Raw genomic sequence first — 19,945 nt, 5'->3', positions numbered from 1 at the left:
CAAAGCCTCTCCTGTCTCCGGCCGAATCACTTCTTTATGTAGAACAGCAAACCATGATCAACCCCATGATTTCGCGGCAGCGAGCCCTTGCCGGCTGGCTGCTTGTCCTTCTGTTGCTGGCCGCGTTGTTGGCGGCCTCCCTGGCGCAGGCCACCGAACACCCGCGCCAGGCCCTGCCCAGCGACCTGTGGCGGGTGTACCTGGATGCCCAGCAAAACAACAGCGAACTGGCGGCGGCCCGTGCCGACCAGGCCGCCCGCGCCGAGGTGGTGCCCCTGGCCCGGGCCGGGCTGCTGCCCACGCTGTCGGCCAGCGCCGAGCTGAACGGCACCAGCACCTCCCTGCAACAGCCACGGCAGGACACCCGGCGCAGCGGCACCAGCTACCAGGCGGTGCTGAACCAGCCGATCTTCCGTGCCGATCGCTGGTTCAGCCTCAAGGCCGCCGAAGCCGAGGACCAGCAGGCCCGGCTGGAGCTGGCGGCAGCCGAGCAGAAACTGATGCTCGACAGCGCCCAGGCCTATTTCGGCCTGCTCAAGGCCCAGGACGCCCTGGCGGCGGCCAAGGCGGAAGAGGCGGCGCTCAAGCGCCAGCTGGAACTGGCCGAGAAGGGTTTGCAGCTGGGCCTGTCGGACCGTACCGATGTGCTCCAGGCCGAGGCCGGGCATGACACCGCCCGGGCCAACCGGATCGTCGCGCAGAAGCGCACCGACGATGCCTTCGAGGCCCTGGACACCCTGACGCACCAGCAATACGCGGCGATCCAGGGCGTGCGGCATGACATGCCGATCTTGTTGCCCGAGCCCAACGATGCCCGGCGCTGGGTCGATACCGCGGTGCGCCAGAACCTGACCCTGCTGGCCAGCCAGCAGGCCCTGGACGCGACGCAGCAGACCCTGAGCGCGCGCAAGGCCGGGCACGCGCCGACCCTCGACGCGGTGCTGCGTTACCAGACCGGCGACAACGACAACCTGGGGTATGGCAACAGCGATATCCGTGGCAGCGGCTACGGCGGCAATGTCGAGCAGCGCTCCGTCGGCCTGCAGTTGAACATTCCGCTGTTCAGCGGCGGCCAGACCTCTTCCCAGGTGCGCGAGGCCCACCAGCGGATGAACCAGCGCGAGTACCTCAACGACAACCTGCGGCGCCAGGTGGTGGAGCAGACCCGTAACCTGCATCGCGGCCTCAACAGCGGCGTCGATCAGGTCAAGGCCCGGCGCCAGTCGATCATCTCCAACCAGGGCGCGGTGCTGGCCTCGCAACTGGGCTTCCAGGTCGGCACCCGCAATATTGTCGATGTGCTGGAAGCCCAGCGCCAGTTGTATAACGCCGTGCGCCAGTACAACGACAGCCGCTATGACTACATTCTCGACACTCTGCGGCTCAAGCAGTCGGTGGGAACCTTGTCGCCCCAGGACCTCAAGGCGCTTGGTGATTACCTCAAGGCCGACTACGATCCCGACCGCGATTTCCTGCCGCCGGAGTTTCCACGCCGGCTGGCGGCGCGTTGAGGCTGTTTGTCAGGGCACAGGCGTATGCGCACGGGTTTATCAGGTAAAGGGGCGAGGTGTTGCACAGGCTAACCAACTTCTTCGACAGCCACAGACGGTGTTGCTACGCCCTGGGCGTGGTGCTCGCGGTCGGTGCCGCGGTGGCGCTGGGCAACTACTACCGCCTGCAGGTCGAGGACGTCTACCAGGCCAGTATCGAGATGCAGACCCAGGAGTACGCCGCGGATCTGCAGCAGTGGAAGTCCGACGGTTTTGCCATTGGCGCGCTGTCGATCCTGGGGCGCCACAACCCCTCGCTGAAACGGGTAATCCTGGAGCGCGAGCCCTCGGCAGAATTGATGGCGCAGGCGGCGATCCCGTTGAAGACGCTGTCGATGGTGGTGGGCGCCAACCACGCCTTTGTCCTCAACCGCGACGGGGTGGTGGTGGCGGCCCACGATCACCAGGGCCAGGCGCCGCTGGGGCTGAATGTGGCCTTCCGGCCCTACTTCAAGGTGGCGCTCAACGGCGGCAGCAGCGTCTATGGCGCGATCAGCGTCACCACCGGCACCCGCATGTTCTACATGGCGGTCCCGGTCTACGAGTCGCGCACGCGCCAGGATCAGGTGATCGGGGTCCTGGTGGCGCGTTTCGACGGCAAGATGCTCGACACCAGCCTGAGCAAGCAGTATGGCGACGACCTGAAAATGATCCTGTCGCCCAGCGGCGTGGTGCTGGCCGCCAGCACTCCGGATTTCCTGCTCAAGGCCGATCGCGCCTGGTCGCTGCGCGAATTCGGCGGCGAGATCCGCCGCCAGTTCGGCGACTACCCGTTCGCCCACGGGGTGCCCGAACGCTTGCCGTTCGATGCCCGTCAGCCGCAGGTCAAGCTGGACGGCCGGCGCTACAGCCTGTCCCGGGTCGATTTCGACTGGAACGACCCCAGCGGTCCCTGGACCCTGGTCACCCTGGGCGACCTGGATACGGTACTGCCGGCCGAGCAGGTGCTGCTGATCAAGGGCTTGAGCGCCGTGGTGTTCCTGCTGTTGCTGTGGGGCGGCCTGCGGCGCTTGGCCGATGCCCGGCGGCACAAGGCCGACGTGGCGCGGATCGAGCAAAGCGAGCGACGCCTGGACATGGCCCTGCAAAGTGGGGCGCTGGGGCTGTGGGACTGGAACGTCAGCCTGGGGATCGTCATCAACAACGATGTCTGGCTGCGGATCCTCGGCTACAGCAAGGAGGAGCTGGACCAGACCTTTGGCAATGGCCTGGATCGCTGGGCCTGCCTGGTCCATCCCCAGGACCATGAACCGGTCATGGCCAGGCTCAGGGCGCACCTGAACAATGAAGTCGAGGAGTACCGCGCCGAGTACCGCATGCGCAGCAAAAGCGGGCGCTGGCTATGGGTGCTGGACATCGGCCGGGTCATGCAGCGCGATGCCGATGGCACGCCGACGCGGGTCACCGGCGTGCTGCAGGACATCACCCAGGCGGTCGAGGTGCAGCAGTCGATCGTCGACAGCCAGACCAAGTTGCAATCGATGATCGCCAACATTCCCGGGGTGGTGTTTCGCAGCCTGCCGGACGGCGCGCGGACCATGGTGTTCGTCAGCGAGGCCATCGAGGGGCTGAGCGGTTTTGCGGCGGCGCATTTCCTCGCCGGGCACAGCTATCGCGACCTGGTCCACCCCGACGACCTGGAGATTTTCGCCGGTTGCCTGGGCAGCGCCAGCTACATGCTCGAGTACCGGATCATCACCGCCAGCCAGGAGGTGCGCTGGGTCTACGACAAGGGCCAGACCATTGTCGTGGACGGGGTGCCGCAGTACCTGGACGGGGTGATTTTCGACATCAGCGAGCGCAAGGCGGTGGAGGCGCAGATCCAGCAATCGCGGCGCGACGCCGAGCTGGCGACCCAGGCCAAGTCGGAGTTTCTCGACAGCATGTCCCATGAAATCCGCACGCCGCTGAACGCGATCATCGGCATGGCCCACCTGGTGCAGGACATGCCCCTGGAGCGGGTGCAGCGCGACTACATCGAGAAGATCGACCGCGCGGCGCGCAACCTGGTGGGCACCATCAATGGCGTGCTCGACCTGTCGAAGATCGAAGCCGGCAAGCTGAGCATGGAGCAGGTCTGCTTCGACCTGCGCGAACTGGTGGACGATGTGTTGCTGCTGGTGCGCCAGCGCGCGGAAGAAAAGGCGCTGCAGCTGCGCCTGGACATTCCCGCCCTGCTGCCGCGCAGCTATGTCGGCGATCCGCTGCGCCTGGCCCAGGTGCTGACCAACCTGGTGGACAACTCGATCAAGTTCACCGAGGCCGGCCATGTGTGCATCGGCGTGTGCCTGGTGCGCCAGTGGAACGACAAGGCCCTGCTGTGCTTCAGCGTCACCGACACCGGGGTGGGCATCAGCGACGAGCAGCAGGCGCGGCTGTTCAATGCCTTTGTCCAGGCCGACCTGTCGATCAGCCGGCGTTACGGCGGCAGCGGCCTGGGGCTGACCATCTCGAAAAAAATCGTGCAGATGATGCAGGGCGACATCTGGGTGCACAGCAAGCCGGGGCAGGGAGCGCTGTTCAAATTCACCGTGCAGTTGAACGTGCCGCAACGGCGGCCGCAGGAATCGCCCACAGCGAGTTGCAGCGCGCCGGCCACGCCATCGGTGGCCGGCGCGGCGGGGCTGTGCACGGTCAACGACTACGCGCGGTTGCTGGCGGGGACGCGGGTGCTGGTGGTCGAGGACAACCGGCTGAACCAGGATGTGCTGCAGGGCCTGTTGCAGCGCGCCGGGGTCCAGGTGGTGCTGGCCGCCAACGGCGCCGAGGCCTTGCAGCGGTTGCTTGAGGACGAGCGCTTCGACGGGGTGCTGATGGATTGCCAGATGCCGGTCATGGACGGCTACGGCACCACGCGCAAGATCCGCGGTTACCCGCACCTGCGCTCGCTGCCGATCATCGCGGTGACCGCCAGCAGCCAGGCCGATATCCAGGGCCGGGTGCTGGCCGCCGGCATGAGCGACCTGGTGCGCAAGCCGCTGGAGGTCACGGCCTTCTATCGGACCCTGGTGCGCTGGATCAAGCACCTGGAACTGCCGCCGGGGGCGATTGCGGCGGATCCGCCCAGCGGCGTCTCGACCCCGGGCTACGAGGGCATCGACTCGGCGCTGGGGCTGGCGGTGGTGAACCAGGACCTGGCGCTGCACCAGAAGCTGCTCGCGGATTTTCGCGATGACCAGCAGCAGGTCATCGAGCGCCTGTGGCTGGCCCATGCCGCCGAGGACTTGCAGGCCATCGGCTTTCTGGCCCACAGCCTGCAGGGGGCGGCCGGCAACATCGGCGCCACCGCGGTCCGCCAGGCCGCCAGGCAACTGGAGGAGCAGTGTGCCGGGCAGGCCGACCTGGTGCCCTTGATCCGCCAGCTGGCGTTGTGCTTGGAGCCGCTGCTGGCCGGCCTGGTGTGCTTGCCAACGGCGGGTGCCGAGCCTCCGGTCCGGGACAACGAGGCACTGGGCAGTGAGCAGCTGTTAAAACTGGAGCGACTGGCCAAGCTGCTGCACAACCATAATGCGCAGGCCCTGGCGCTGATCGATGAGTTGTGCGAACAGAGCCGTAGCGGCGCCCTGCGGACGATTCAGGAGCGGATCTATCGGCTGGAGTTCCAGCAGGCCTATGCGCTGCTGGTCGAGTTGCGCGCGGCCCAGGGTTAGCGCGCGGCGCAGGTCAGCTCGAGGTAGCGCGCCATCCGGTCCGTGCAGTGCTCCACCAGGCACTGGTGCAGGGCCCGCAGCGACTCGGTGATTTGCGAGCGGTGCGATACCACCAGGCTCAACGGCGCGGCGTCGGCCTGCCAGCCAGGGAGCAGGGGCAGCAGGCGCCCGGCGAGCAGGTCCTCGACCACGTTCAACAGCGGCAGGTAGACCACGCCATGGCCGGCCACCGCCCAGCGCCGCGCGGCATCGCCATCGTCGCAGCAGAAGTGCCCCTGCACCCGTACGTCCTCGACCTGGCCCGGCGCATGGAAACGCCAGCGGCTCTCTGGCCGGCCAATGCTGTGACAGATGATGCACTCGTGCTCGCTCAGCTGTTCCGGCGATTCGGGCGTGCCATGTTCGGCCAGGTAGCCGGGCGCGGCGCAGGCGATGAAGTGGTGCTGCTTGAGCACCGGCAGTTCGACCAGGTCCAGCGCCAGGCTTTTGCCGTAGCGCAGCGCCGCGTCGAAGCGGCCCTTGAGCAGGTCCTCTTCCTTGTCGCTCAGGGCCAGCTTGATATACAGCCGCGGGCGTTCCTGCTTGAGCCGGGCGAGCAGGTCCAGCAGCAGGTTGCGGCCCAGGTCGGAAGACACCGTGAGCTCCAGCATGCCGTCGTCGTGGGTCAACGAGCGCTTGCCGTTGGCCAGGATCTTCAGGGCGTGCTGCGCGCTTTCCAGGTAACGCACGCCCTCGGGGGTGAGTTTCATGGTGCGCGTGGAGCGGGTGAACAGGCGCACGCCGAGACGGTTTTCCAGGCGTTTGAGCGCCAGGCTGGCGGCGGCCGGGGTGATCGACATGATGCGCGCGGCGGGCGACAGGCCCTGCAGCTCGGCAATCAGCACGAACAGTTCCAGGTCGGCGAGGTTAGGCATGGGCAAGGCTCACTGTCCGTTCACAGGTCGAAAAAGCTCTGTGACGAACTCAGCAAGGCCGCCGAGAGCGACGCCGGGCCGCAGGCGATGCATTGCTCGAACCCCGGCTGTTGAGACATCCGCGCCATGGCCTGGGCGTGCCGGCCGGGAAGGTCGCCGCCGGGTTGCAGCAGGCTCAGGTGGTAGTCCAGCGCCAGGGCGAACAGGCGGGCCGAGAGCGGCAGATCGAGGCTTGCCGGGCCGCGGTCGCCCTGGAGCAGCGCCGCGGCATGGGTGATTTTCCAGGCGAGGTTGAGGATGCGGTCTTCCGGGTCGGCGTGGGCGAGAATCTCCTCGATCAGCACCCGGCTGTGGGCCAGGGCCTGGCCGATGCTGCCGCCGGGCTGGTTGAGGCCCATCAGGGCCAGGCAGGCGGCGCTGCGAAACGCCGCGGGGTCGCTCTGGGTCACGCCGCTGTCGAGCAGGATCGACAGGGTGTCGAGCAGCGCCTCGAGGCGGATCCGCGGGTTGCCGGCCAGCTGCAAGGCCAGGGCGCCGACGAAACCGTCGCGCATGTCGCTGCCGGCCGAGGGCTCGGCCGCCGGTTGCGGGCTGTGCAGGGGTTTGTCGCGGTAACCCAGTTGTGTCGCCACCCGGGCCAGCACCACCGGCGGCGAAATCGGCTTGGCGATGTAGTCGGCGGCGCCGAGCAGCAGGCCCAGGCGTTCGTCTTCGACGCTGCTGCGCGAGGTCAGGAAAATCACCGGGATGGCGGCGGTCGCCGGGTGGCTCTTGAGTTCGCTGAGCACCTGGAAACCGTCCATCTCGGGCATCAGGATGTCGAGGATGATCAGGTCGGGGCTGGCGCTGCGGGCCAGGGCCAGGCCACGCTCGCTGTTCTTCGCCAGCAGCACTTCATATTCGCTCGTCAGGGTTTTCGAGAGCACGATCAACGACTGCGGGTCGTCGTCGATCGCCAGGAGGGTATAGGGCTTGGGGGCGTGCTCTGCGGGCATGACGGGGGCGCCTGATCAAGAGAGGGCGGCAGTTTACTTTATTTGATCGGCCGGTCGCGCTGGTGCGTTGCCGCAGGGGGCACGGGTGAAAGGTGTAGCGATTTGCGAGCTTGAGGGCAGTCGGAGTGCGCAAGCGTGGGGAGAATGCCGGCCGGCATGCGCAGCGGCGGAGGCCTCGACGAGGTCTCCGCGCCTGAACTTCAGCCCGGCTGACGCTGTTTCAGCGCCGCATCCTGGGCATTGAAAGTACGCGCCGCGGCGGCCACTTCCTTGCGCACAATGGTCTTGCCGATCGGTGCCAGGGCGATGCCCGCCAGCTTCAGGTGCTGGATGCCGAAGGGAATGCCGATGATCGTGATAAAGCACAGCAGCGCCGACATCACATGCCCCAGCGCCAGCCAGATCCCGCCGAACACAAACCACAGCACATTGCCGATCACCCCCAGGCCGCTGGTGCCGATATCGTCCTTGTTGTTCAGCTCGCGCCGGCTGATCGCTTCCTTGCCGAACGGAAAGAACGAGAAGGCACCGATCACGAAACAGGCCCGGCCCCAAGGGATGCCGACGATGCTGATAAAGGCCAGGATGCCCCACAGCCACCAGCACAGGCCCATGAAAATGCCGCCGAGGATAAACCAGAGAAAATTGCCGATGGCGCTCATGTGAAGCTTCCTTGTTTGAACCGTGAAGGGTATTGAACAGGCCCCGTTCGAGGCCCGTGCAGGTATAGACGCTTATTCCTTGCGCCGAGTCAGGCCGGAGACGATCGCCACCAGCAACAGGCTGATGCCCCAGCCGATCAGGGTTTCCAGCCAGATCAGCAGACGGATGCCGTGGCCCCATTCGAGATTCTTCAGTTCATCCCAATAGCTGGGGAAGGGCGTTGGAGTGATAGGTCCCCAGTCCTTCTCCTGCTGCAGATCGACCAGCGACAGCAGGATGTCCAGCGAATAGGCGCCGGGGCTGAAACCCGTGTACTCACCGCGCAAGGCCTTGCAGGTGTACCAGTTGCCGATATCGGAAGGCAGGTCCTGTTTAGGGTGCTGCTGCTTCCAGGCCTCGCCATATTCCGCGGTACAACTGGCGTAGGTCTCGTTCTGGAACACCAGCGGGTTGCTGGGGGCGAAGACCTTGTGTTCGACGGCGGCGTACCAGTAGACGCTGGTGAACAACAGCCAGATGCCCAGTATCCAGGCCAGCAGCCGCATGGGGCGATAGCCGTAGCCGGTGAGAGCGCCATAGAGCACGTGGGGGACCTTGCCGAGCCAGCGGGTTCCCCATATCCAGTTGGCGGTGCGATGGCCCACCATGCCGACCTTGCGTAGACGCTGTTCGAAAGCAATGCCGACCTCGCGTGCCTCTTCGAAGTGGCCCATCTTTTCAAAGACGTGCTTCAGCTGGAGCCAGGGCTGTGGCAGGAATCCGCTGTCGGCGCCTTTGAGGCCGTCGTCACCGGTGCTGGATGGCAGCTGTGAGTCGAGCCAGGCGATACGATCCTTGGCCCTCAAGGGGGAATCGGTGGTCAGGAAGTCGTAGGTAAAACCGTTAAGGCCCAGCTCCTTGCCCCAGGTCTTTGAGTCGTCGTTCAAGGTTTTGACGTGAGAGCCGCTGAAAGCCGCATTCTGTAAAGGATGCTCCAGATGGGTGAGCATCAGTGTTCTACCGACGATCATGTTTTGCGCGAGCAAGGAAAAGCCGCCGTTGCCATCCAGATGATGTGAACCTTTCAGGCTTAGTTGTCCGTCGATCTGCGCGGCTGTGAGGCGCACGGTACCTATGGAGTGGAAGCCGGTAGAGAGAAACACACTGCCACTCACACGGGCTTTGTCAGCATTCAAGGCAATGCCGGTGGTGGCGGTAAAGGTGCAGTTCGAGCAATTCAAGCTTTTCATGGTTGCGCTGTTCAATCGCACTTCGCCCAGAGACTTGAACCCTTCGTCAAAGATGATGTTTGCGTCGATTACACAGCGGTCTGCCTCCAGAGCATTGTTCCCCAGACCATCGAGCTGAGCTGCGCTGAATATCAGCGACCCCGCGATTTTTGCTCCGATCAGGCAAATGGTTCCCTGGGAATGGAACGCTTTCATCTGGACCGATGAGCACACGCGAAGATACTGGGCCGCAACGCCGGAAAACTGGCTGCCGTTCAAATCAAGCCAGCCGTCGATAACCGTGTTTTCAAGCCGCAGGTCCTTGTCACACAAACAATGGGTCAAGCTGACGTTGGTGGCGATCGTGGCGGAACTGAGATGCAGGGAGCCCTGGATGAAGGCGCCTTCGAGGTGAACCCCGTTCAGATCTATTGGGTTCTTGTCATCGCCGCCCAGTATCAGGAACCTCAGGAAACTGGCGCGAATGGTGTTCTCCGCAGTGCCGGCTACCGGCCTTTGCTTGGCGATACTGAACCGCGCTCCTGTGGCGCCGTACGCCAGCAGTTTTTTTTCCACCGGGTTCAAGGGCAGGTAGTGCTGGAGTACCCGATCGGCTGTAAGCGTCATGCTTTTCACTCCTGAGCAGCGCTGAGTTCGGCGGGAGTGGGCGCTTGTCTGAGGCGGCAACCAGTGAGGAGGGGCAAAGCGTAAGGCACGAGCGGGAAACACATAAAAACTTCCATGTAGGGGCGTCGGGCGGCAAAAGGGCTGGCAGTATGCCATTGGCTTGCCGTCCCGACAAAAGCACAAGCCCCTGCTCCTGCAAGGGCTGTTGCGGGTGCTTCAGGGATCGACCTGCGCCATCAGTTCCGGCACCGACTCAGGGCGTTTGGCGTAGCGCTGGGCCAGCACCGCGCAGACCATCAGCTGGATCTGGTGGAACAGCATCAGCGGCAGGATCAGCACGCCCATGGTGCTGCCGGCGAACAGCACCTGGGCCATGGGCACGCCGGTGGCCAGGCTTTTCTTCGAGCCGCAGAACAGGATGGTGATGCGGTCTTCCTGGTTGAAGCCGAACAGCTTGCTTAGCAGGCTGGAGGCCAGCAGCGCCAGCGCCAACAGCACGCAGCAGGCCAAGACCAGCCCGCCCAGTTCCCACAACGGGATCTGATGCCAGATGCCTTCGTTCACCGCTTCGCTGAAGGCGCCGTAGACCACCAGCAGGATCGAACCCTGGTCGACGAATTTCAGCCAGTTCTTGTTGCGGCCGACCCAGGCGCCGATCCAGCGGCGGGCGATCTGCCCGGCGATAAAGGGCAGCAGCAATTGCACGCTGATCTTGACGATGGCATCCACGGTCGAGCCGGCATCGCCGTGCACATTCAGCAGCAGGGTCACCAGCAACGGTGTGAGGAAAATCCCGAACAGGCTGGACGCCGCGGCGCTGCAGATCGCCGCCGGCACGTTGCCCCGCGCCAGGGAGGTGAAGGCAATCGCCGACTGCACGGTGGCGGGCAGGGCGCAGAGGTAGAGCATGCCCAGGTACAGGTCGTTGCCGATCAGCGGCGACAGCAGCGGCTTGAGCGCCAGCCCGAGGATCGGGAACAGCACGAAGGTCAGGCTGAAGATCAGCAGGTGCAGACGCCAGTGGCCGGCCCCGGCGATGATCGCCTCGCGCGACAGCTTGGCGCCGTGGAGGAAGAACAGCAGGGCGATGGCGGCGTTGGTCAGCCAGCCGAAGCCTAGCGCCACCTGGCCGCTGGCGGGCAGGAAGCTGGCCAGCAGCACCACGCCGATCAGGGTCAGGGTGAAATTGTCGGGCAAAAGACGTGAGCGACTCATAACGGGATCATCCAGGGGTTGCCAGGGCGGTGGGCCGACTCTAACGTGATGGCGGACTGCCGACTAACGCCAATGAGCCAGTAAATGCCGCCTAAAGGACATGAAAAGATCGTCCGCCGCAGTATTCCCGGTCTGCCAAGCCTGCCGCGACCGGTGTACGGGCGCACCGAATCCCTGCCCAATCGGGCGCTGACCCGGCGCCACAGCCACCCCTGGGTGCAACTGTCCTACGCCATCCAGGGCGTGCTGGAAGTGCAGACCAGCGCCGGGCGTTTCATCGCCCCGCCGCAACGGGCGGTGTGGATTCCCGCTGGCATGCCGCACAAGGTGTTCAGCTCGCCGCGCACTGAAATGCGCAGCCTGTACCTGGATTGCCGTGTCACTGCCTGGGCCGGCGAAACCTGCCAGGTGCTGGCGGTGAGCAGCCTGCTGCGCGAATTGATCCGCGCCTTCAGCGAGCTGCCGGTGGAATACGCCGAAGACGGCGCCGACGGCCGCCTGGCCCAGGTCCTGCTGGACCAACTGGCCGCCGCGCCGCAACTGGACCTGATGCTGCCGCTGCCCCAGGACCCGCGCCTGCGACAGATCTACCGCAGCCTGCAAGCGCACCCGGACCAGCCGACCACCCTGGGGCAGTGGAGCGAGAAACTGGGGGTGACGGAGAAAACCCTGAGCCGCCTGTTCCTGCACGACACCGGCCTGACCTTCCGCGCCTGGCGCCAGCGCCTGCGCCTGCTGGGCGCCCTGACGCCCCTGGAGAACGGCGAGCGGGTGACGGACGTGGCACTGGCCTGCGGCTACGACTCGACCTCGGCCTTTATCGCCGCGTTCCGCCAGCAGTTCGACGCCACGCCCGGGGAATTCTTCCGCTAGCGCTCGTTCCCTGACACTTCTCGTCTGCTCTCAAGGTACTTTTTTACGCAAAAGTGCTATTTTGAGTGCTCTTAACAGCACTCGTGAGAGCACTCCATGACCCATGTTCTTCTGTCCAATGTCGTCGCGAGCATTTCCGAGCTCAAGAAAAACCCCATGGGCACCGTTGCGGCCGGTGGTGGTTCCTCCGTGGCCATTCTCAATCGCAATGAACCGGCGTTTTACTGCGTTCCGGCCAAGGAATACGAAGCGATGATGGAGCGTCTGGAGGATATGGAGCTGCTCGCCTTGTGCCGTGAGCGAGAGAATGATCCGACCATCAAGGTTTCGCTCGATGACTTATGAGCTGGAGTTCTCCGAGAAAGCCTGGAAGGAATGGCAAAAGCTGGGCCCCACGCTGAAAGAGCAATTCAAGAAGAAGCTGCAGGAACGACTGGTCAACCCCCATGTTCCGGCTGATCGCCTGAGCGGTTTGGGCAATGCCTACAAAATCAAATTACGTACGGCGGGCTACCGCCTGGTGTATCGGGTGGTGGATGAGGTGTTGGTGGTGACGGTCATTGCCGTGGGCAAGCGGGAGCGGGGGAGTGTCTATCAGCAAGCCAGGAAGCGTTAGTCAGCCAGGAGAAGCTCAAACTATCCGCAATGGTCTGTGGCCCTTGTAGCCGCTGCCGCAGGCTGCGATCGGGCGCTTGCGCCCGTCACGATCTGACTTCTGGAATGCGCTGACGCCGACAGCCGCCACCCTTCAACCCTGGACCTGATACCCATCATCCAGCGCGAGCGGCCACCGCGTCCTTCAAAAACTAAGCCGGCGTCAGCCGCTCAATCCTGGCGGGCGTAGCCACAACCAGCGGCGCAAAGCTGTGGGGTTGGGCCATGTTCCACATGCGTGCGTAGAACTCCGAACTGATGGGGCGTTGCAACAGCTCGCCGGGTTCGAGGAACACGTGGATCTGCGAGAACAGTCGAACCTCGGTGGTGGTCAGGCGCCGTACCAGGTGCTTGGCCTGCAATTGCGCCGGGTGGTCGAGGCCGGCGGCGCTGAGCATCTCGCCGAGGGCGACCAGGGTGTTGCGATGGAAGTTGTGCACCCGCTCGGCCTTGTCCGTGACCAGCAGCGCTTTCTGGCGCAGCGGGTCCTGGGTGGCGACGCCGGTGGGACATTTGTTGGTGTGGCAGCTTTGCGACTGGATGCAGCCGATGGCGAACATGAAACCGCGCGCGGCATTGACCCAGTCGGCGCCGATGGTCAGCACGCTGGCGATGTCGAAGGCACTGATCACCTTGCCGCTGGCGCCCAGCTTGATCTGCGAGCGCAGGCCGGCGCCGACCAGGGTGTTATGCACGAACAGCAGGCCCTCGCGCATGGGCATGCCGATGTTGTCGGTGAACTCGCGAGGCGCGGCGCCGGTGCCGCCTTCCTTGCCGTCGACCACGATAAAGTCCGGCTGGATGCCGGTCTCGAGCATGGCCTTGACGATGGCCATGAACTCCCAGGGATGACCCACGCAGAACTTGAAGCCCACCGGCTTGCCACCGGACAGGTTGCGCAGCTTGACGATGAACTCCAGCAGTTGCATGGGCGTGCTGAACTCGGAGTGCCGCGCCGGCGACACGCAGTCATGGCCCATCTGCACGCCACGGGTCTTGGCGATTTCGGCGGTGACCTTGTGCTTGGGCAGGATGCCGCCATGGCCGGGCTTGGCGCCCTGGCTGAGCTTGATCTCGATCATCTTCACCTGCGGATGGCTGGCCTGCTCGGAGAAGCGCTGGGCATCGAAACGACCGTCCAGGGTGCGGCAACCGAAGTAGCCGCTGCCGATTTCCCAGATCAGGTCGCCGGCGAATTCCTGATGATAGGGGCTGATGCTGCCTTCTCCGGTGTCGTGGGCAAAGCCGCCGAGCCGGGCGCCTTTGTTCAGGGCGCGGATGGCGTTGGCGCTCAGCGCGCCGAAGCTCATGGCCGAGATGTTGAACACCGAGGCGCTGTAGGGCTGCAGGCAATCCGGCCCGCCGACCACCACGCGGAACTGGCTGGGGTCGCAGGCGTCGCCCGGGACCATGGAATGGCTGATGAATTCGAAGCCGGGCTGATAGACGTCGGCCAGGGTGCCAAAGGCCTTTTCCGCGGGCTGGTTCTTGGCGCGGGCGTAGACCATCGAACGCTGCGAGCGGGAGAAGGGTAGCTTCTCGTCGTCGCCTTCCAGCAGGTACTGGCGGATCTCCGGGCGAATCGACTCGATCAGGTAACGGATATTGCCGATGACCGGGTAGTTGCGGCGCACCGCATGGTGGCTTTGCAGCAGGTCGTTGAGGCCGACCAGGCTGAGCACCCCGGCCAGCACGATCAGCCCCTGGCCCCAGAGGCTGGCGGGCCAATACAACAGGCCGAACAAGGTAAGGGCAAGGCAAAGGGTCAGGGTCGCGTAGCGACTGAGCAGCGATATCTTCATGGTCGTTCCTTGGGCAAATCGCAAGACATGGGTTCAGGCGGGCAGGGCGGGCTCAATCCGAGTTGCGGATCTGCCGATAGCGCTCCTGCAGCTCCTGGCGCTGCTGTTTGCGCAGCAAACCCTGGGCGTAGCGGCGTTGTTCGATGGCGGTTTCCGGCACGAAGGCGCGCACCGGGTGCGGGCGCCCGTCGGGGTCGACGGCGACCATGGTGAAGTAGCAACTGTTGGTGTGGCGCACCGTGCGTTCGTGGATGTTCTCGGTCATCACCTTGACCCCGACCTCCATCGAGGTGCGTCCGGTGTAATTGACCGAGGCGAGGAAGGTCACCAGCTCGCCGACATGGATCGGCTCCTTGAAGATCACCTGGTCCACCGACAGCGTGACCACATAGCGCCCGGCATAGCGCTTGGCACAGGCGAAGGCCACTTCGTCGAGCAACTTCAGCAGCGCGCCGCCGTGCACGTTGCCGGAGAAATTGGCTTTGTCGGGCGTCATGAGCACGCTCATGCTCAATTGATAACTGCCTGGTTCCATGGGTGACCTCATCAGTAATCGATGTTGTCCGGATAGGCAGGCTAGAGCCCCGCGGACAGCATTTGGCTGGAGACCGGAGGGTAATAAGAAGTCTTGATAGTTAGCTAGCTATCTTTTGCAATGAGCTGTTGTGGGGATTGCAATAATGAGTGGGGAGGGGGGATACCTAGCGCTTGTTATTCAACGGTGAGTCGCTTTGGTTGCAGTCAGGGCTAACAACCCTGCCGAGTTCACTCGCATGGGGAGCAGATTCGTTCAAGCCTATCGGTAATACCGCGAACTCTGTAGCCGCTGCCGCAGACTGCGATCAGGCGCTTGCGCCCGCCAAGCCTGATCCACGATTTGAACGATGGGGGGCGCTACGGTAGCGACTGTTTCTTTGCATGACACCGCCCTGTAGGAGCGAGCTGGCTCGCGATAGCGTCCGTGCTCGCGCTGCCGTTTTTTGGACGGAGTCATAGGTCGCCAAAAAATTGAATGCAGGATCAATAATGATAACGACGGATTGCTTGTTCAAGACGGAATTCCGTTTTCGGAGGATTGTCCACAAGCCGCGCAACAATGAAGAGCTTATCGACATCATCGACCATGTGTCGCAGGTAACAGTTGACCATTCGATAGCGTTCTATGGCGAAATAGGTGTTCATTATTTTGATTTTTTCGTCCATATCACCGTCATCGCCTACGTTGCCAGCACCTGGCCCGAAAACATTGTGGCTTTCAAACAGTAGGTAGCCACCCGGCTTTAGAAACGACACCAGGCGCTTCATGTAGTTTTCAAACCCCATATTGAGGTTGCCATCAATGGTGTGATGATTGGAAAACGACAGCACCACATCAAATTTTTTATCTGTGGCAAATACCGAAAAATCGCTTTCTATAAACTCTATATTGCCGCGCTTCAAATAACGCGCGGTATCCTTCGCCACTTTATTGAGAAAAGGATTGAGTTCGACGGCTGTCACGGATTTCGCCAGTCGCGAACAATAGACTGAGACAAAACCGCAGTTGCTGCCGATGTCCAGTACGTCAGCGCCCTTCAATGCTTCATCGATGGCGTATTGCTTGAACCGAAAGCCCGTAGGCTTCACGCCTGTGATGCCCAGTTCTTCCAAGCCCTGATAGAAATATCCTTGGCTGTATTGTTGCTTCTTTGGCCAGTTCTTCTGCTGCTCCTTCAAATGCCCTCGCAAACGCTTCTGGATGAAAAGCGTGCCTTTGAAGAGTCCCTTCCAGAAATCAAAAAATGAAAGCCTGACGCTATATGGAATTTCCATTGATCACCCTGAAATAAGACGTCGATACTGGTGAACCTTCCAGACTATCGGCCGCAGGTGGGTTCACATTAGGCGTGCAGCCTTAACAAGATGACCACGGCGTTGCTGGATCGGCTGGCACACCACTGCCACATCGTCGAAATGGGCAACGAGTCCTATTGCCTGCAACACAGCAGGTTGGTCGCCCAGACAAAGATCAAACACGACATATCCATTGCTGCGGTCACGGCGGCTTATGGTGTCGCCCTTACGGCGGGTCACTTTTTTTCAAACGCCAAAAAAAGTAACCAAAAAACGCTTGCCCCTGCGTACGGCCTTCGCTGCGCTCAGGTTCCCTCGCTCTGGCGTCCATCAGGGGGCATCGACTCCGGTCGGCTTCGCTTCGACCTCCATACGATGTCCTCGACTGCGTCGAGGGGCGCTGCGCGCCTGTCCCCTGATGAACACCTCCACTCGGCCTCCCGGTGGGGCGGGTGGATCAAGATCAAAAACAAAGCCAAAGCACAGCAAGAGCAAAGGCTAAGGCGGTTCGGTTAAGGGTTTGGCAGATCCATCGCTCGTTGTTCTACCACGTGCAACACGTCGCATCCGTCCTGCAACAACAAGGTTGCCACGCTGGAGAAGCGCATCAGGTCGAGATCATCGGCGTTGCGGCTGGTCATGCCGGACACGCAGTCCAGCATGTCGCGGGCAGCGCGGATACGCAGGCCGGCGTAGGTCAGCAGGTCAAGCAAGGGGGCTTGCGGGTTGATAAAGGCGACGGGGTGGTCGGTGGTGTTGGAAGAGGTGAGGGGTTGGAAATCCATGACGGTGACGCTCCATGAAGGAAGTTTAGGGTGTGCTCATGGAGATTCGGACGGCCAAATCCGGTCGCAGTGTTGGGAGCGACGAAACGGAATATAGGAGGCGTATAGCGGAGTAACAAGCCTGGAGGGCATGTTTACACCAGATACAGAAACGCCTTACACGAGCCGTCATTAATGGCTGAATAAATAGGGAGTAGCAGCATTTATTTCAGGCCTGTTCTCTATCTCCTTGGTTCCAGATGTGTTGCCTATCCTCTGTTATCCCTCTCTTTCCCATGGCACACTCTTCGTGAATTTTCCGTTGTTGTATATTTTGATCCGCTATAGCGGAATAAATGTCTCCTGGAGTTACGCGAAGCGCCTTTTAGGAACGGCTTATTCTGCTCAACCTTCCCTTTACTCAGGAGAACACCCCATGAGCATCACTCGCTACGGCACCGGCAGCACCGCCGGTGGTGGCCAGCCTCGTCCTTTCGCTCGTGCCGTTGAGGCCGATGGTTGGTTGTATGTGTCCGGTCAGGTGCCGGCGCTGGATGGTGAAATTATTCATGGCGGGATTGTTGAGCAGACCCATCAGACGATGCGCAATGTGGTGGCGATTCTGGAGGAGGCGGGGTACAGCCTGGAGGATGTGGTGCGGGTTGGGGTGTGGCTGGAAGATCCGCGGGATTTCTGGAGTTTCAACAAGGTGTTCGGTGAGTATTTCAAGCCGGAGCATGCGCCGGCGCGGGCCTGTGTGCAGGCCAGCATGATGGTGGATTGCAAGGTCGAGATCGATTGCGTGGCTTACAAGAAGAAGGGCTGATTTGCGGCGTTTTTGTAGACGCCTGTAGCCGCTGCCGAGCCCGCGAGGCTGCGATCGGCCCCGAAGGGGACGCGGCGATTTTGAAATCCATGCGCCCGCGTTGCGGTCGATCGCAGCCTCGCGGGCTCGGCAGCGGCTACGGGGATAGGGGCAATGCCGGGGTTTTGGGCGCCGGGAATTTCGCAGTTTTGCAAAAGGCACAAAGATGACCGAAGACACCATCAAGCGTCGGGCCAAGGGGCTGGACCGGGCGTTCGATATTCTCGATTTCCTCAAGGAGATCGGCCAGCCGTTGCGCCCCAACGATATCGCCAAGGGGATCGGCAGCCCCAAGTCCACGGTGTACGAGCTGGTGGCGTCCTTGCTGGAGCGGCGGGTTCTGGAGCCGGTGGGCCAGGACGGGCATGTGTACCTGGGCCGGCAGCTGTACTTCCTGGGGCAGGCCCATCTGCGCCATTTCGACCTGACCCGCGAGGCCGACTCGGCCTTGCAGGAGATTGTCAGCCAGACCCGCGAGACCGCGCAGATGTGCCTGCTCAACGGGCGCAAATACACGGTGGCGCTGATGAAGGAGGGCGAGCGGCATTTCCGCATCTCCTCGAATATCGGCGAGAACGCGCCGATTCCCTGGACCGCTTCCGGGCGGCTGCTGCTGGGGCATTTGAGCGATGAGCAGATTGTCGAGTTGATCGACGAGCGCGACTTCATGCTCCCCGACGGGGAGCGTCTGCCTGTGGCGACCTTCTTGAAGGAGATCCGCCAGGCCACGCAGGACGGTTTCTTTTCCTTCGACAGTGTGGCCGACACCTTTACCCATTGCTTCGCCGCTCCGGTGCGGGACGAGCGCGGGGTGTGCATCTGCACCCTGTGCATCGTCGCACCACGGGCCGATGCCCAGAACAATTACGCTGACTACCGCCGGGTGCTGATCGACAGCGCGAATCGCCTGGCCCGTCGCATCAACGACTAATGCCAGCCCCTGTGGCTGCGCCGTAAGGAGTTCGAATATGTCTTCTGCCTTGATCAATGCCGCGGTGGAAAAGGGCGCCGCTCAACCGGGCGTCAGCCTGGTGCGCGATGTCAGCCTGCCGGCCCTGGTACTGCACCGCGCGGCGCTGGAACACAACATCCGCTGGATGCAGAAGTTCGTCAGCGACAGCGGCGCCGAGCTGGCGCCCCACGGCAAGACCAGCATGACCCCGGCGCTGTTCCGTCGGCAGCTGGAGGCGGGCGCCTGGGGCATCACCCTGGCCACCGCGGTGCAGACCCGCGCGGCCTACGCCCACGGTGTGCGCCGGGTGCTGATGGCCAACCAGCTGGTGGGCACGCCGAACATGGGGCTGATCGCCGAGCTGCTGGTCGACCCGACGTTCGACTTCTATTGCATGGTCGATCACCCGGACAACGTCGCCGACCTCGGGCAGTTCTTCGCCGCGCGCGGGGTGCGCCTGAACGTGATGATCGAGTACGGCGTGGTCGGTGGCCGTTGTGGCTGCCGCAGCGAGCAGGAAGTGCTGGCGCTGGCGCAGGCGATCAAGGCGCAACCGGCCCTGGCCTTGTGCGGCATCGAGGGCTACGAAGGGGTGATCCATGGCGATCACGCGGTGAGTGGCATTCGGGAGTTTGCCGCGTCCCTGGTGCGCCTGGCGGTGCAGTTGCAGGACGACGGGCTGTTCGCCATCGATAAGCCGATCATCACCGCGTCGGGGTCGGCCTGGTATGACCTGATCGCCGAGTCCTTCGAGGCGCAGAACGCCCAGGGGCGTTTCCTCAGCGTGCTGCGCCCCGGCAGTTACGTGGCCCACGACCATGGCATCTATAAAGAGGCGCAGTGCTGCGTGCTCGACCGTCGCAGCGACCTGCACGAAGGCCTGCGCCCGGCGCTGGAAGTCTGGGCCCATGTGCAGTCCCTGCCGGAGCCGGGGTTCGCGGTGATCGCCCTGGGCAAGCGTGACGTGGCTTATGACGCCGGCTTGCCGGTGCCGTTGTTGCGCTACAAGCCGGGCGCGGTGCCGGCCAAGGGTGATGATGTCAGTGCCTGCAAGGTCACGGCGGTGATGGACCAGCATGCGTTCATGACCGTGGCGCCGGGGGTTGAGTTGCGGGTGGGGGACATTATTTCTTTTGGTACTTCGCACCCGTGCCTGACCTTTGATAAGTGGCGCACCGGGTTGCTGGTGGATGAGCGGCTGGATGTGCTGGAGAGCATGGAGACCTGTTTCTAAGGCGACCATCGCCGCGTTTCGGCTATCGCGAGCAATCGAGCGTCGACCGGCTGCTCCTACAAAGGACCGCATTGCCCTTGTAGGAGCGGCCGGTGGACGATCCGGCTTGCCCGCGATGACGTTCTCCCCAACAACAAAAAACTGTC

The 19,945-nt window shown here is 63.0% G+C and carries 17 protein-coding genes and 1 pseudogene; 9 read left to right on the top strand and 9 right to left on the bottom strand.

All coding sequences use genetic code 11. The features are described from left to right. Positions 1-53: 53 nt before the first annotated feature. Together BMY68_RS22390 and BMY68_RS22385 are read left to right on the top strand one after the other, a co-directional pair. Positions 54-1,511 (top strand): TolC family outer membrane protein, encoded by a 1,458-nt coding sequence (locus BMY68_RS22390; RefSeq protein WP_085534314.1) that lies wholly within the window; start codon positions 54-56, stop codon positions 1,509-1,511. A gap of 119 nt (positions 1,512-1,630) precedes the next feature. Beyond that, positions 1,631-5,200, top strand: coding sequence for a PAS domain-containing protein (locus BMY68_RS22385; protein WP_085534430.1), 3,570 nt, complete (start codon positions 1,631-1,633; stop codon positions 5,198-5,200). On the opposite strand, the gene BMY68_RS22380 is transcribed toward BMY68_RS22385, so the two are convergent. From BMY68_RS22380 to BMY68_RS22360, 5 genes are all read right to left on the bottom strand, one after another. Beyond that, positions 5,197-6,114: a LysR family transcriptional regulator gene (locus BMY68_RS22380; RefSeq protein WP_085534315.1), complete on the bottom strand. Its 918-nt coding sequence runs from the start codon at positions 6,112-6,114 to the stop codon at positions 5,197-5,199. The genes BMY68_RS22385 and BMY68_RS22380 overlap by 4 nt on opposite strands. Before the next feature lie 20 nt (positions 6,115-6,134). Then, positions 6,135-7,109: a response regulator gene (locus BMY68_RS22375; protein ID WP_085534317.1), complete on the bottom strand. Its 975-nt coding sequence runs from the start codon at positions 7,107-7,109 to the stop codon at positions 6,135-6,137. A gap of 200 nt (positions 7,110-7,309) precedes the next feature. After that, positions 7,310-7,771 (bottom strand): YccF domain-containing protein, encoded by a 462-nt coding sequence (locus BMY68_RS22370; RefSeq protein WP_009044436.1) that lies wholly within the window; start codon positions 7,769-7,771, stop codon positions 7,310-7,312. 72 nt (positions 7,772-7,843) lie between these two features. After that, complete coding sequence (locus BMY68_RS22365; protein ID WP_085534319.1) at positions 7,844-9,607, bottom strand: hypothetical protein; 1,764 nt, start codon at positions 9,605-9,607, stop codon at positions 7,844-7,846. A gap of 216 nt (positions 9,608-9,823) precedes the next feature. After that, positions 9,824-10,822 (bottom strand): bile acid:sodium symporter family protein, encoded by a 999-nt coding sequence (locus BMY68_RS22360; RefSeq protein WP_085534321.1) that lies wholly within the window; start codon positions 10,820-10,822, stop codon positions 9,824-9,826. 84 nt (positions 10,823-10,906) lie between these two features. Here BMY68_RS22360 and BMY68_RS22355 point away from each other — a divergent pair, with 84 nt between their 5' ends. The 3 genes from BMY68_RS22355 to BMY68_RS22345 all read left to right on the top strand — a co-directional run bounded on the left by BMY68_RS22355 (position 10,907) and on the right by BMY68_RS22345 (position 12,311). Further along, the gene (locus BMY68_RS22355) at positions 10,907-11,695 is read left to right on the top strand and encodes an AraC family transcriptional regulator (RefSeq protein ID WP_085534323.1); all 789 of its coding nucleotides are present in this window, start codon (positions 10,907-10,909) and stop codon (positions 11,693-11,695) included. A gap of 96 nt (positions 11,696-11,791) precedes the next feature. Beyond that, a complete protein-coding gene (locus tag BMY68_RS22350) occupies positions 11,792-12,040 on the top strand; it encodes a type II toxin-antitoxin system Phd/YefM family antitoxin (protein ID WP_009044432.1) in 249 nt (82 codons plus the stop codon). Beyond that, on the top strand, positions 12,030-12,311 hold the full coding sequence (locus BMY68_RS22345; protein ID WP_007930524.1) for a type II toxin-antitoxin system RelE family toxin: 282 nt from the start codon (positions 12,030-12,032) through the stop codon (positions 12,309-12,311). The genes BMY68_RS22350 and BMY68_RS22345 overlap by 11 nt, the downstream gene beginning before the upstream one ends. Positions 12,312-12,501: 190 nt before the next feature. Here BMY68_RS22345 and BMY68_RS22340 read toward each other — a convergent pair whose 3' ends face one another. The 3 genes from BMY68_RS22340 to BMY68_RS22330 form a co-directional block, all read right to left on the bottom strand. Beyond that, positions 12,502-14,151, bottom strand: coding sequence for an FMN-binding glutamate synthase family protein (locus tag BMY68_RS22340; protein ID WP_085534325.1), 1,650 nt, complete (start codon positions 14,149-14,151; stop codon positions 12,502-12,504). Between the two features lie 52 nt (positions 14,152-14,203). Next, positions 14,204-14,686: an acyl-CoA thioesterase gene (locus BMY68_RS22335; protein WP_009044429.1), complete on the bottom strand. Its 483-nt coding sequence runs from the start codon at positions 14,684-14,686 to the stop codon at positions 14,204-14,206. Positions 14,687-15,171: 485 nt separating this feature from the next. Then, positions 15,172-15,963, bottom strand: coding sequence for a class I SAM-dependent methyltransferase (locus BMY68_RS22330; RefSeq protein WP_085534327.1), 792 nt, complete (start codon positions 15,961-15,963; stop codon positions 15,172-15,174). Between the two features lie 87 nt (positions 15,964-16,050). On the opposite strand from BMY68_RS22330, the pseudogene BMY68_RS29705 reads away from it, so the two are divergent. Further along, a pseudogene (locus tag BMY68_RS29705) lies at positions 16,051-16,137 on the top strand (ATP-binding protein); the annotation flags it as partial. Between the two features lie 359 nt (positions 16,138-16,496). On the opposite strand, the gene BMY68_RS22320 reads toward BMY68_RS29705, so the two are convergent. Then, positions 16,497-16,769, bottom strand: coding sequence for a hypothetical protein (locus tag BMY68_RS22320; RefSeq protein WP_085534329.1), 273 nt, complete (start codon positions 16,767-16,769; stop codon positions 16,497-16,499). A gap of 415 nt (positions 16,770-17,184) precedes the next feature. Between BMY68_RS22320 and BMY68_RS22315 the strand changes: the two genes are divergently transcribed. The 3 genes from BMY68_RS22315 (at position 17,185) to BMY68_RS22305 (ending at position 19,799) form a co-directional block, all read left to right on the top strand. Next, positions 17,185-17,574: a RidA family protein gene (locus tag BMY68_RS22315; RefSeq protein WP_085534331.1), complete on the top strand. Its 390-nt coding sequence runs from the start codon at positions 17,185-17,187 to the stop codon at positions 17,572-17,574. A 205-nt stretch (positions 17,575-17,779) separates the two neighbouring features. Continuing rightward, positions 17,780-18,544 (top strand): IclR family transcriptional regulator, encoded by a 765-nt coding sequence (locus BMY68_RS22310; protein WP_009044425.1) that lies wholly within the window; start codon positions 17,780-17,782, stop codon positions 18,542-18,544. Between the two features lie 37 nt (positions 18,545-18,581). Continuing rightward, positions 18,582-19,799, top strand: a complete 1,218-nt coding sequence (locus BMY68_RS22305; RefSeq protein WP_085534333.1) for an amino acid deaminase — start codon at positions 18,582-18,584, stop codon at positions 19,797-19,799. The last annotated feature ends 146 nt before the right edge of the window (positions 19,800-19,945 follow it).

The sequence above is a fragment of the Pseudomonas sp. NFACC41-3 genome, from assembly GCF_900109505.1.
Lineage (GTDB): Bacteria > Pseudomonadota > Gammaproteobacteria > Pseudomonadales > Pseudomonadaceae > Aquipseudomonas > Aquipseudomonas chlororaphis.
This window is presented reverse-complemented; position numbering and strand designations above follow the sequence as displayed.